Source organism: Lysinibacillus sphaericus (assembly GCF_015844675.1).
GTDB lineage: Bacteria > Bacillota > Bacilli > Bacillales_A > Planococcaceae > Lysinibacillus > Lysinibacillus sphaericus_E.
This window is the reverse complement of the sequence record NZ_LDGC01000094.1, coordinates 15648-28391: the sequence shown is the minus strand read 5'-3', so window position 1 is coordinate 28391 and position 12744 is coordinate 15648. Positions and strand designations below refer to the sequence as shown.

General features: G+C 37.5%; 12 protein-coding genes. 2 read left to right on the top strand and 10 right to left on the bottom strand.

Features of this window, described 5'->3' with window-relative positions; translation table 11 throughout:
• Positions 1-190 precede the first annotated feature (190 nt).
• The 10 genes from ABE34_RS23970 to ABE34_RS23920 all read right to left on the bottom strand — a co-directional run bounded on the left by ABE34_RS23970 (position 191) and on the right by ABE34_RS23920 (position 10868).
• Positions 191-1303 carry an amidohydrolase gene (locus ABE34_RS23970; protein ID WP_197144898.1) on the bottom strand — a complete coding sequence of 371 codons (1113 nt, stop codon included), beginning with the start codon at positions 1301-1303 and terminating at the stop codon, positions 191-193.
• A 547-nt stretch (positions 1304-1850) separates the two neighbouring features.
• Positions 1851-1994, bottom strand: a complete 144-nt coding sequence (locus tag ABE34_RS23965) for a hypothetical protein (RefSeq protein WP_197144897.1) — start codon at positions 1992-1994, stop codon at positions 1851-1853.
• 193 nt (positions 1995-2187) lie between these two features.
• Positions 2188-3852 (bottom strand): InlB B-repeat-containing protein, encoded by a 1665-nt coding sequence (locus tag ABE34_RS23960; RefSeq protein WP_197144896.1) that lies wholly within the window; start codon positions 3850-3852, stop codon positions 2188-2190.
• A 56-nt stretch (positions 3853-3908) separates the two neighbouring features.
• A complete protein-coding gene (locus tag ABE34_RS23950) occupies positions 3909-4718 on the bottom strand; it encodes a leucine-rich repeat domain-containing protein (RefSeq protein ID WP_197144895.1) in 810 nt (269 codons plus the stop codon).
• Between the two features lie 360 nt (positions 4719-5078).
• The gene (locus ABE34_RS23945) at positions 5079-7118 is read right to left on the bottom strand and encodes a TRAP transporter permease (RefSeq protein WP_197144894.1); all 2040 of its coding nucleotides are present in this window, start codon (positions 7116-7118) and stop codon (positions 5079-5081) included.
• Positions 7115-7636 (bottom strand): DUF1850 domain-containing protein, encoded by a 522-nt coding sequence (locus ABE34_RS23940; RefSeq protein WP_197144893.1) that lies wholly within the window; start codon positions 7634-7636, stop codon positions 7115-7117. The genes ABE34_RS23945 and ABE34_RS23940 overlap by 4 nt, the downstream gene beginning before the upstream one ends.
• Positions 7637-7787: 151 nt before the next feature.
• Entirely contained in the window at positions 7788-8780 is a 993-nt protein-coding gene (locus tag ABE34_RS23935) for a TAXI family TRAP transporter solute-binding subunit (protein WP_197144892.1), read from the bottom strand.
• A 167-nt stretch (positions 8781-8947) separates the two neighbouring features.
• Positions 8948-9181, bottom strand: a complete 234-nt coding sequence (locus tag ABE34_RS23930; protein ID WP_197144891.1) for a hypothetical protein — start codon at positions 9179-9181, stop codon at positions 8948-8950.
• Between the two features lie 180 nt (positions 9182-9361).
• Complete coding sequence (locus tag ABE34_RS23925) at positions 9362-9913, bottom strand: superoxide dismutase family protein (RefSeq protein ID WP_197144890.1); 552 nt, start codon at positions 9911-9913, stop codon at positions 9362-9364.
• A gap of 148 nt (positions 9914-10061) precedes the next feature.
• The gene (locus ABE34_RS23920) at positions 10062-10868 is read right to left on the bottom strand and encodes a 3D domain-containing protein (protein WP_197144889.1); all 807 of its coding nucleotides are present in this window, start codon (positions 10866-10868) and stop codon (positions 10062-10064) included.
• Between the two features lie 269 nt (positions 10869-11137).
• Between ABE34_RS23920 and ABE34_RS25570 the strand changes: the two genes are divergently transcribed.
• Entirely contained in the window at positions 11138-11260 is a 123-nt protein-coding gene (locus ABE34_RS25570) for a hypothetical protein (protein WP_276569532.1), read from the top strand.
• A gap of 89 nt (positions 11261-11349) precedes the next feature.
• Complete coding sequence (locus ABE34_RS23910) at positions 11350-12477, top strand: response regulator (protein WP_197144888.1); 1128 nt, start codon at positions 11350-11352, stop codon at positions 12475-12477.
• Positions 12478-12744: the final 267 nt, after the last annotated feature.

Sequence of the window (12744 nt, the reverse complement as noted above, 5' to 3'; positions counted from 1 at the left end):
ATAATATTCAAAAAATTAAAAGTCAACGCAAAAATTTTATGCTTCTCGAGCGATTTCGACTGTTTTAGCGCAATAAAACGCTTTCAAATAGCTATTTAGAGCAATGCGGAATATTCATATATTTCGATAAAAAAGAAAATAAAAAGGAACTCTATCAAAAGAATTTTGATAGAGCTCCCTTTCGCATTCATTACTCGTATTCAGGTTTTTTTTCTAACACACAAGCAAGTACTTTCGCAGCGTCCATTAATGCACTTCTTTCAAAAGTCATTTTTGGATGATGTAACCCAGGTGTTAAGTTGGCTCCAATACCTACCATCGTTGCTTTTAATTCAGGTTTTTTAACTGTGTAAAAATGGAAATCATCACTTCCAGGTGTTGTAATCTCCCCTGCTAAATGCTCTTCCCCAAGTGTTTCAATAATTGCGTCTTTAGCCATACGTGCAGCAACCGAAGAAACCTCAGCACCAGGTGTAAAGTCTATCCATTTCCAGTCTATATCAATCTCAAACTGCTGTTGGATCGATTTTAAGCCAAATTCAATACGACTACGAAGTAACTCTAGTTGGTTATTATGTTGAGCTCGAATATCCATCGAGAAGCTCGCAGTACCAGGAATAATATTCGTACTACCACCATCCGCAACAATCTTCGTTAGCTTTGCAGAATGAGGCTCGAAAGGTGATAAATGTATGCTATTGAGCATTTGTTGAACGGCCATAATGACATCGATTGCATTTTTCCCTTGATGAGGTCTAGCTCCATGGGCATCAGTACCACGTATTGTTCCTTCTAAAAAATAAGCTGCACCATGATGGATCGCAGGCGATACCTTACCAAGAGGTAGCTCTTCAATTGGTCTTAAATGAACACCAAATAAATGCGATACACCCTCAACGGCTCCGCGCTCAAAGGCTGCACAAGCCCCATTCCCAAGTTCTTCTGCAGGCTGGAAAATAAAACGAACACGATGTTGCAATGGTCGATCTTTCAGCAGTAATAAAGCACCAAGTACCATCGTTATATTGGCATCGTGCCCACATGAGTGGTTCGCTTGCCATTTCCCATCCACTTCTTGCCACAAAGCATCTATATCTGCACGTACAGCAACCATTTCATCACCTGTACCAATTTCAGCAATTAGCCCTGGAACATCTCCTAACAACCGATAGGATACGCCTAACTCATCTAAAATCGACGCAATCTTTTTTGTTGTCTCGAATTCCTTCCAACTGACCTCTGGGTATTTATGAAAATGTTCAAACCATTGGTAAATTGTTTCCTCTAACACTGCATTTGACATAACGACACCTCTATACGCATTTTTGTTTCCCATTATACATGAAACGAATTCTTAAAAGTACATATGGATTTAGGCCTATGTATATGAAAAATAAGGATATTTTATTAATTTGACTCCATACAGTCGAAATAAATCAAGTATAAAAAATGAGGTTAATTACCAAAAGTTGTGTATGACATTTACTAAAACATATGCCATATATAAGTTGATCTTCGTTACGACTGGGCGACTCCTTGGGGATCAGCGATATAGAGGAACGAAGGCTAAAAGCATCACGTCCTGTGATAACGCCTTCGTGACCAACATCATGTTGGCCCAAGCGGCTCATCGGACGTCCCCAGGAAGCTTTGCTCTGTGCGAAAGCGTAGCGGCAGCAACAACAAATGTTTTCTGTAGCGAAAGCAAAGCGTCAGCTACAAAGCGCCCAGTCGGAACGGAAATCAACCACACGCTATGGTGAGGATCCAAAAATGATTTATATATGTAAAAAAACAAAGGACTGTGTTAAAAGTAATTTCTACCTTTAGCACAGTCCATCAAATAAATATTATAAACTTGTAAAAAAACCTTCTGGATATTCTTCATAATGTACCATTGTTAGTTGCTCCTCATTTTTCTCCTCTTCGATATTTAGCTCCAATTCCTGATCCATTAAATACGTTTCAAATTTTGAGTTAAAAAATTTATCCATTTAAACACCTCCCTAAATGATTTAATTGAATTTTCTGATAAAATAATTATACAATGACCTTTGCAGAAAAAGCAATAAACGATGCTCATTATGCATAAAAAATATAAAAACAATCTACTTTTTAGATTAAAATTTCGTTTTAACAGAAAAAGAGATGTATCATATTACGATACATCTCCCTTTAAGGTAGGACTTATAAACCAAGCGCTCGGTACATAATCGCCGTAAATTCTGCGCGTGTTAAGTTTTTATTTGGTCTAAAATTACCGTTTTCATCGCCTAGTGCAATGTTATGGTCTGCTAAAGCGGCAATATATTCACTCGCCCAGTGGGATGGGGCGACATCCTTGAATGTACTATTGCCTTCTGGTGTTAAGCCAAATGCAATCACTATCACTTTTGCCATTTCGGCACGTGTTATAGAAGCGTTTGGTCGAAACGCTCCATTTGAACCGTCCACGATACCCGCTCGTTGTAGTCGTGTAATTTGTTCATAATTCACATGACTTTTAGGGACATCCGAAAAGGATACAGCATCTCGAATTGGCGCTGGTTGTAATGCACGATCAATCATAAGCACTACGTGTTGACGCTGAATCATATCATTCGGTCGGAAAGTGCCATCTGGATAGCCTATAATAATGCATCGCTTGGCCACTTCTTTAATCATATCTTGTGCCCAGTTATGATCAATATCCATGAAAGTAATGTCACAGCGCTTACTATCCTTCATCCATCGCGCATATAATGTGAGGTCTTCTGTAACGACATCTTTTGCAAAATCCCATGCTTTTGCGAATTTTTCATTTTTATACCAGCTGATAAACAAGTAGCCTTCCTTCTTCGGATTAGAAGGAGCTTTCACTAAAGCTTTATATGGCAACGTTTGCGACGGGATTTTACTACCTCCATTTGACTCAAAAGTAACTATATAGTCCTGTGTCCACTTCGCATACAACGTGATGTCTGCAGTTACTTTATCTTTCGCAAAGTCCCATGCATTGTTAAGCTCTGCATCCTTATACCAGCCAACAAATTGATAGTCTTCTTTCACTGGAGTAATTGGGGCTTTCACGAGGTCGTTATAGCTAACCGTTTGTGACAGAACTTTACTTCCTCCATTAGAGTCAAAATTGACTTTATAGTTTGGCGAACCTCCGCCCGATCCTCCACCAGATCCCCCTCCCGGCGTATGATCCTTTGTCCATTTCGCATACAACGTAACATTTTTAGTCACTGCGTCTTTTGTAAAATCCCACACGTCTGTTAGACCTTTGTCTTTATACCAACCCCCGAATGTGTATCCTACTTTTACTGAAGTGGATGGGGCTTTTATTAATTCTCCAGATTCTACTGATTGGGATGGAACTGCGCTTCCTCCATTAGCATCAAAAGTAACGATATAGCTCGCTTTCGTCCATTTAGCGTATAGCGTGATATCTTTTTTCACTACATCTTGTTCGAATTTCCACGCTTCCGTAAGCCCTTTATCCTTATACCAACTAGCAAATGTGCGCCCTTCTTTTACCGGAGTGGATGGCGCCTTTGCTAATTGACCAGATACTACTGATTGGGATGGAACTTCGCTTCCGCCGTTGGGATCAAATGTGACTGTATATTGCGCTTTTTTCCACTTAGCATATAACGTGATATCTTTCTTCACTGCATCTTGATCGAAATCCCATAGTTCCTTCAGTTCTTTATCCTTATACCAACCTTCAAATGCATAGCCTTCTTTCCCTGGATTCGACGGAGCTTTCATTGTTTCGTTATATGCTACCATTATCGTCGGAACTCCACTTCCTCCATCGGAATTAAAAGTGACAGTATAATGGCTCCACTTCGCATAAATTGTCATTGGTTGTACTACTGAGTAATTCCATTCTATTGTAAAATCCTCATCTTCAAACCACCCTAAGAATGTTCTCCCTTCCTTTTTTGTGGATTGAATGGAGAGTTTTTTTCAGTCCATTGGAAATTATGTGTACCATTAAACGTTACAAAATCAAAACTGTTATTATAAAAAGCACTACTCTTAATCGTTGTAACACTTGCTGGAATTTCTAAACTTGATATTGGATTTGCATTAAATGCTGATGTTCCTATCGATGTAACACCTGACGGAATTTCTAAACTCGTTAATTGATTTCCATAAAACGAAAAATCCTGTATCGTTGTTACGCTAGATGGAATCTCTATGTCTGTTAAACGATTATTGTAAAATGCAGCCGCTTCTATCGTCTTAACGCCTTCAGGAATTTTCACGCTTGTTAATTGATTATTATAAAATGCACTTTGCCCTATCGTTCGAACGTTCGATGGAATATCTACACTCGTTAATTTATTACTAGAAAATGCAAGTTCCCCAATCGTTATTACACTTGATGGGATTTCTACACTTGTTAGCTTCTTATCCGAAAATGCTCCACGTCCTATTTCTATAACTTGTTTACCTCCGATTTCACTAGGGATAATAATATAATCCTTTGCTATACCAAAATAATGCTTAATAATCGCAACGCCATTTCCAAGATCTTTCGTTATAAAGGCATCTTCTGGCTTTGGTTTGTTTTCATCATCTTTTTGAATACTTTCATCCTCTAAATTTCTCGATGCTACAGTATCATTTTCATCGCCGCTTGACGCATAAACAGATTGATAACTCAAAGAGAATTGAAAAAAGACTAAAAGGATGATCATTAAAAGTAAGCTCGCTTTTTTCATATAGAAATCTCCTTTCAACGCATTGAAAATATAACAAAGGATAACTCCCTTTAAATGGCTAACCTTTATTACAGTTATCAACACTAACAATCTTCACAAAAGCATGCAAATCAACTTTTGCTGGTATTTGAACATATTTTGATAATCATTTTTATTGATTTTTTTAGCGTTAAGTTATATAGATGTTTCTTATCCTACTTTCATTTTCAACTACAAAATAAAAAGAACCTGCTCGTTCCTGCAGCTTGTAAGTCAAATTCCTTGTAGATATTACAAGGCATGCACTTACTAACTCAGAAAATGAGCAGATTCTTTTTATTTAATATCATATTGGTTAGAAGCCTTTTTACCTTCTCTTCCTTAAGCTATAGCACCCGTTTTACTATTTCGATTGTCATCATCGTTACCTTTATGCTGTGTTACGTATTGGATAACAAACATTGCAATAAAGATAGCTAAGCCTGCCCAATCTGAAAATTTTTCTGGATAGATCAGAAGTAAACCAGCTGCGATCGCAATAATGCGTTCAAACCAAAGCATTTTGCGATACCAGTAACCGATTACTCCCGCACCTATCGCTACCATTCCTGTGATAGCTGTGAATACTACCCATATAATTTGAGGTATAGTTGTATCTATCATTAACAACGCAGGTGAGAATACAATCATATACGGAATAATAAACGCTGCAATAGCAAGCTTCGCTGAGTTTACACCCGTTTTAATCGGATCTCCCCCAGAGATTCCCGAAGCCGCAAAAGCAGCAAGTGCAACAGGTGGTGTTATATCAGCAATAATACCAAAATAGAATACAAAGAAGTGTGCCGATAATAAAACGACTACTGGTACTAATTCTTGTGGTGTATTCGGCGATAATAATGCCACGATTGCCGGAGCAGCAATTGTTGACGTAATTACATAGTTTGCTGTTGTCGGAGCCCCCATCCCAAGAATTAGGGAAGCAATCATAACAAATATCAGTGTTAAAATAATACTACCACCAGCTAATTCTACTAAACTATTCGCTAAACTTAGGCCTAGACCTGTTTTCACAACAACACCTACGATAATACCTGCACAGGCCGTTGCCGCTACTACACCAAGTGCTGTACGTGCCCCTTCAACTAATGCATCAATAATATCTTTCGGTTTTAAACGTGTTTCCTTATTAAACATGGCAACACCAATAGAAATAAGAATACCGTATAGTGCAGCATGCATTACCGCTGTACCTGTTAACATTAAAACGATGATTGCAACAATCGGTAATAGAAGGTAAATTTTCTTAAATACTTCTCGACGATTTGGCATTTGATCATCACGTAAACCTTTTAAACCTACACGTTTCGCCTCGAAATGAGTCATAATCCAAATACCTGTAAAATAAAGTAATGCAGGTATCGCCGCCGCCTTCGCAATATCCCAATACGTAATTCCACGACCGATAAACTCAACCATTAAAAACGCTGCCGCACCCATAATTGGAGGCATTAACTGCCCACCTGTAGATGCCGCTGCCTCAACCGCACCTGCGAACTCTTTACGGTAGCCAAGCTTTTTCATCATCGGAATCGTATAGGATCCAGATGTTACAACATTCGCTACAGAGCTTCCCGAAATTGTACCTTGAAGCGCACTAGAAAATACCGCTACTTTTGCAGGACCACCAATTAATTTACCTGCAAGAGATACCGCTAAATCATTAAAGTATTGACCAACACCCGTTTTTACAAGGAATGCTCCAAAAAGTAAAAACACAAAAATGAATGTGGCAGAAACACTAATTGGTGTTCCAAAAATACCATCTGTCGTAAAATACATGAGATTGACAATACTCTCAAAATCTTGCCCTCTATGTGCCAGGAAATCCGGGAAATACGGTCCGAAATATGCATAGATTAAGAAACCTACAGCAATGATAGTAATCGGTAACCCTACTGCACGGCGGGCTGCCTCAAGCACTAATACAACAGCTATGAGGCCCACAATAAAATCTGTTTGTGTAATGGTACCATTACTCTTAACAAGCTCTGAATAATTCATTGTCCAATACGAACCTACTACAATAGATAATATCGCTAAAATATAATCGAACCATGCAATTTTATTCTTTGCCGCTTTTTTTCGAGCAGGGAAGAGTAAGAATATTAGGGTCAAACCAAAACCTAAATGTATCGTGCGCTGGATTTGCGCTGGAAATTGACCTTTAATTGCTGTGTAAAGCTGGAACAACGAAAATGCTAGTAGTCCAAAGAAAATGATATGCTTCATAACGCCCGATACCGTTCGTACATTAGATTCAATATCATATTTCTCAAGTATTGCTTGCTGCTCTTCCGCTGATATTTGTTCGAATTCTTCTTTTTTCACTTCTTCGTTTGATTTATGCTGTGTCGTCATTTCATCCTTGCTCCTTTCCACTGTTCATAAAGCGATAAACGCTTCACCTCAAATAAATAGGATTTTCCCCTTTGTAAATCTTTTTTTAAATCGTATTCATAATCTTTGTAATCTAATACAAGGTCTAAATCTAAATCGCCTATATAGATCGTAAAATTTTTAATGACTTCTTCGTTGTCAAACTGCAAAAAATATTTACCATCTCGTTCTGTTAATGTTTGATTTTCCTCTGCATAGCTTGGCATGCCGATTGCTAAACTCTCATACTCCATCCCTAACATTTGAATACTCGTTCCGTCTACACATTTATAATGCTCGAGTACATCCGTTTTATGGATAGAGTGAGTGTATCTAATATCAAATGTATCCTCAGTTGTAAGTGGTATATAATGCATTATCGGGTCATTTATACGTGTTTCCGTAAATACGAATACCTTTTGAAGAGGAAGAAAAATGACTATATTAAAGCAAATGCATAAAAAAGCTAAAACAATAATTAACGTTCTCTTTCGCACCACATCAGTTCCCCCACTTAAAAAGCTATTCGCTTTTATCACTACTAAGGAAGAAAAGAGACTCGAAGCTTTACGCAATCCGAGCCTCTTTGTATTTAAGAAAATAACGTTAGATTCGCCTGATAAAACCTACATTTAACCTTCGAATGTTCTGTTATTTACTTTCATCAAAGTATTTTTGAGCACCTGGGTGAACGTCAATGTTAATACCCTGTAAACCTGTCTCAGCTTTGATAAATTGCCCTTTCGGGTGCGAAATTTTATCTTTGTTATCATAAATAGCTTTCGTCATTGAATAAACAACATCTTCTGGAAGATCTTTTTTCACCGCAAGCATTGCAAGCACCGAAACTGTCTCAGTATCTTTCGCGATACCATACGTACCAGCTTTTACTGTATCTTTTGCATAGTAAGGATACTTAGCAATTAATTCATCCGCTTTACCAGCATCCATACCGATGATATTTATTTTAGTTGTTGCATTTAATGCCTCAACAGCACCTGTTGGCGTACCCGCAGTAATAAATGCTGCATCAATTTGGCCAGATTGAAGACCGTCTGCAGACTCACCGAAATCAAGGTTTTGTGCTTTGATATCATCCATTGTTAAACCATGAATTTCAAGTAGTTGCTCAGCATTTGCGTAAGTTCCAGAACCTGGTGCACCTACAGAAACCTTTTTCCCTTTTAAATCCGCGTATGATTTAATGCCTGATGCTTCAGTCGTTACTAATTGTACTGTTTCTGGATAAAGTGCGCCTAGAGCAGCAATTGTATCGATTTTTTTACCATCAAACATTTTTGTTCCTTCAGTAGCGTAGAAAGCAATATCTGATTGCACGAAAGCAATTTCACCTTTACCATCTTGCAAAGCCGTCATATTGGCAGCAGATGCTTGAGATACTTCAGCAGTTGTTTTAATGTCTGTTTCTTTAGAAATTAAATCAGCAAATGTCCCACCTAGTGCATAGTAAGTACCTTGTGTTCCACCTGTTAATAAGTTCAAAAATTTCGGCTTAGCGGATGCTGTCGAATCATCCTTATCCGAGTCCTTTGAACCTGCTCCGCTATCCGAACCACATGCAGCTAAAATCAATAGCGCAAAGGCACTTAATAGCATTAATAACCTGAATTGTTTTTTCTTCATAGTAACCTTCCCCCTTGGTTATAAATAAGAATCTATTTAAAATTATCAAATTTAGTATATTAATGTCAATTAATTTATTATAAATTCAGTCTTTTATAATTATACCATTTCCCTCAAATGCCTAATATTTCTTTACTAAATCAATAACTTCTTCGAACCGAAATTATCTACATTAAACCATTAAATTCTTTTTCTAAGAAAACAATTTCAATTTCTATATGTATAAAAAATGCATGTTCATTATTGAAGTAACCATTTACTTCTTCTTTATAAGAAAAATACTCATCACCATAACGTGAGGTTGATTTCCGTTCCGACTGGGCGCTTTCCTGGGGGCGTCCGATGAGCCGCTTCACTCGCGTTGCTCGCTCCAGGGTCTCATCTGTGACGCTGATCCCCAAGGAGTCACCCAGCCTCCACTCCAATCAACTTGTATAAAAAAAATACGTTTTAACAAATATCCTCCTTGAATCAAAAATGAATGATCTCGGGACATTAATCATTTGTTGTCGATTTTTACCCTTAAAACAAAAAAACTGTATCTAAAGTGATTTTCTTTAGATACAGTCGATTCATTGTCCTTATTGAATAATGCCACAAGCAATTCTAGCACCAGAATTCCCCGAAGGATCCGTTTTATAATCATCTTCTGATTCATGAATGATTAATGTAGTGCCCCCCTCACGTAACAATGAGTTGGCAGCATTTTTTTCTAATGTTAGCCCTTCAGCTAAAAAGTTTAGATCCACTTTACCATCTTCTCCAACTTCTAAATTTGGAAGATCTCCTAAATGATATCCTTTAGGGTTATCCTTCCCATGCTCTTTACTCGTAGGATTAAAATGAGGACCTGCTGATTCAAATGTCGGTGGTTCACACTTCCCAACGGAGTGAATATGAATGCCATGTTTTCCTGCTGGCAATCCTGATAGTGCGAGTGTCATCTTAACCCCATTATCCTCTTCCTCAAAATATGCATTGCCATAGCTTTCATTATTTTTACCAATTACTTTCGCGGTTGCAGTTAACCCTGAATTTGCGTTAACTGCCACTTTTTGCTCCTTCTTTTCAAAGAAACTACAACCACCAACAAATACTAATAAAGAAATTATTATTAAGCTCATTTTTTTCATAAAAATCCCTCCTCTTTTTGATGGTTTCCAACAATCCTTCCACTTATGCAAGTTCAATGGGAATTTTACGAATCATTGATTAAGGCGTAAATTTTGTAAACCTATAAAAAGGGTATCTCCAATTCAAGGAGACACCCTCACAATTACATTAATTTAAAATTTTTACAATTACATTTTTGACGCCCCACTGACGAGCTTGTCCCTCGGTAGGAATAAATACATCAATTTTATTACCTTTTATCGCTCCACCAGTATCTGCTGCAATTGCTTCACCATAACCTTCAACCCAAACCCTTGTTCCAAGAGGAATTACTCGTGGATCAACAGCAATTACCTTTAAGTTTGGATTCGATCTTATATCTGTTCCATTCGCTGTAATTCCCGAACATCCTTCGCAATATGCTGTATAGGCTGTTGCTCGCATTGTGAACGTTTTGCCCGTAGTTGTCGGAATACTCACTGATTTTGTACTAGATGTCGCAACTTTATTACTTGAAGCTGTCGCTTGCTTTTTTCTTGATGTCGTTGCTACCGTTTTAGGTTTGCTTTCGGTCGTTTTAGGTTTTGCTGCAGAAGCTTTGATAGCCAATGATTCACCTACATAAATTAGATCAGCAGAATCAAGGTTATTCCATTCCTGCAACTCTTCCACTGACACATCATTCACACGTGCAATTGTAAATAAAGTATCTCCGGCCTCAACAAAGTGTTGGTCTTTCGGCGAATTATCATTATTCTTTTCGGCTATATTTAAATTTTGCTCTGGATAAAACCACCTTGCGTCTGAGTCGAACATTGGCTCATAATCTTCTAAAGTTAAATTGTAAATTTTCGAGATTCCCCAAAATGCATCGAATGGCATAAAAGAGAGTTTGTCCTTTGCAGATGACGGACTGGCAAATAAACTTAATCCCAAGGTTAATGTTACTGCTAAAGCTAAAGCTTGTTTTTTCATATTTTGTAACCTCCACATTTTATTATTTCGCAGTCTTCTGCTAGCACACTAGATTTAGGCTCTTAATGCTAGAGAATACAAGCAATCATTCAGGACAACAGACCTGATATTACGAATTATTGCTATAAATTCGGAAAAATATACAAGAACGAATATATTTTTGGTAAAAGAACAATTTTATGGAGGTAATATTAGAACTCTATTTGCAATCTTTATATGTTGGAAAATAAGTGTTTTTATCCGATAATATGGTAGAGGAGGAATATAGGTTGGAAATTAATACAGTAATGTCTTCTCAACCGATGAAGCTACAATATACTGTGCAAATGGGTGTTATGCAAAATGCGGTCAATCTAAATATTGCAGTAGCAAATGCCCATACATCCGTATAAGGGGTCAGTCATTGATATTTTAATTTAACCTACTCCACTGGAATATAATTGATATCAGGTTAGTAAACATTAGAAAGTTGGTGGCCTTTTTGATTCGAGCGATAGTAATGGATGATGAGCCATTAGCGCTTATAAACATGGAGAAAAAGTTAAAGGAATTTAATTCAATAGAGGTCGTTAGATCTTTTACTACTGTAAAAGATTTGCTTGCAGAGGGACCAAGCTTGGATTTCCAAGTGGCATTTTTAGATGTTGAAATGCCTGGCATGAACGGCTTAGAGATTGCACAGCTTCTAAAAGAATGGAACAAAAATATTTATATCGTATTTGTCACTGCGTATCGAGACTACGCAGTACAAGCATTTGAAATTCACTCCCTTGACTATTTATTAAAGCCTATTTCAAAAGCTCGTCTAGAGACAACTATTAATAGAATCCAAGAACTCCTTCACCTAGAAAATAAACCGAATCCTATAGAATTACGAAATAAACCCGCACTTACGATCCAATGCTTTGGAGGATTCGTTGTTTTACATAATAACAAAGCAGTCCATTGGAGAACGCTTAAAACAAAAGAGTTATTTGCTTTTCTTCTTTCCAACCTTAATAGTCATGTGCCTCGCGATACAATCATCGAAGCTTTATGGGCAGACACGGAATGTAAAAAGGCACGAGTGCAGTTACATACAACAGTTTCCTATCTACGCACTACGCTTTCAGCATTGGGTTATTCAGAAGTCATACAGTATGCAAACGGCTGCTATGTTTTGCAATTAGAGGATTTTCAATGTGATGCCCATGACTTGGAGCATATTTTAAATGGTAAAACGGAGACTGGCAAGATTGATGTAGAGAGAGCTGAGGCGCTCGTACAAAATTACCAAGGTGAGTTTATGAACTCATTAGATTATCCCTGGATTACTAGTAAAGCAAGTTTTATGAACAACAAATTTACTCTTTTACTTCATGATTTAGTAGAGCATTATACAGCAATAGATGATGTGGAAAAACGAGAGCATATATTACTTTTAACAGTAGAACATACCCCCTATTCCGATAAAACTATCCAACAGCTAATGAGGCACTATATAGCAGTTGATCATCGAGCAGGTGCAGTAAAGGTTTACAACACCTTTAAAAGTATATTGATGACGGATCTCGGTATTTTACCAAAGCAAGAAACGACCGAGCTGTTTAACGCTCTATCTGTTGAATAATTCTAGGCATCGAGAAAAATACCCTCGATGCCTAAACTTATTGGTAAACAGGTATTATAGTATGCCTTTTGCATAATCGTGGAGGCTTTAGCTTGAATGTACCTACACCAGATTATTTCTCCCCTTGAAATTATACTCACATCCCTTAATGAAAACTAATTCACCAAAAATATAATTAACACATACAACAGGCAGTAGCTACGATCTCACGCTACTCTCGTGTGAAAACGAGTAGCCCGAAGTGGAAACCAACTCTTTCTGATTAGT

What these genes read in the sequence shown, in the direction of transcription:
- ABE34_RS23970 (WP_197144898.1), bottom strand. Translation starts at nt 1,303, where the DNA reads ATGTCAAATGCAGTGTTAGAGGAAACAATTTACCAATGGTTTGAACAT.
- ABE34_RS23965 (WP_197144897.1), bottom strand. Translation starts at nt 1,994, where the DNA reads ATGGATAAATTTTTTAACTCAAAATTTGAAACGTATTTAATGGATCAG.
- ABE34_RS23960 (WP_197144896.1), bottom strand. Translation starts at nt 3,852, where the DNA reads ATGACAATTTATGCGAAGTGGAGCCATTATACTGTCACTTTTAATTCC.
- ABE34_RS23950 (WP_197144895.1), bottom strand. Translation starts at nt 4,718, where the DNA reads ATGAAAAAAGCGAGCTTACTTTTAATGATCATCCTTTTAGTCTTTTTT.
- ABE34_RS23945 (WP_197144894.1), bottom strand. Translation starts at nt 7,118, where the DNA reads ATGACGACACAGCATAAATCAAACGAAGAAGTGAAAAAAGAAGAATTC.
- ABE34_RS23935 (WP_197144892.1), bottom strand. Translation starts at nt 8,780, where the DNA reads ATGAAGAAAAAACAATTCAGGTTATTAATGCTATTAAGTGCCTTTGCG.
- ABE34_RS23925 (WP_197144890.1), bottom strand. Translation starts at nt 9,913, where the DNA reads ATGAAAAAAATGAGCTTAATAATAATTTCTTTATTAGTATTTGTTGGT.
- ABE34_RS23920 (WP_197144889.1), bottom strand. Translation starts at nt 10,868, where the DNA reads ATGAAAAAACAAGCTTTAGCTTTAGCAGTAACATTAACCTTGGGATTA.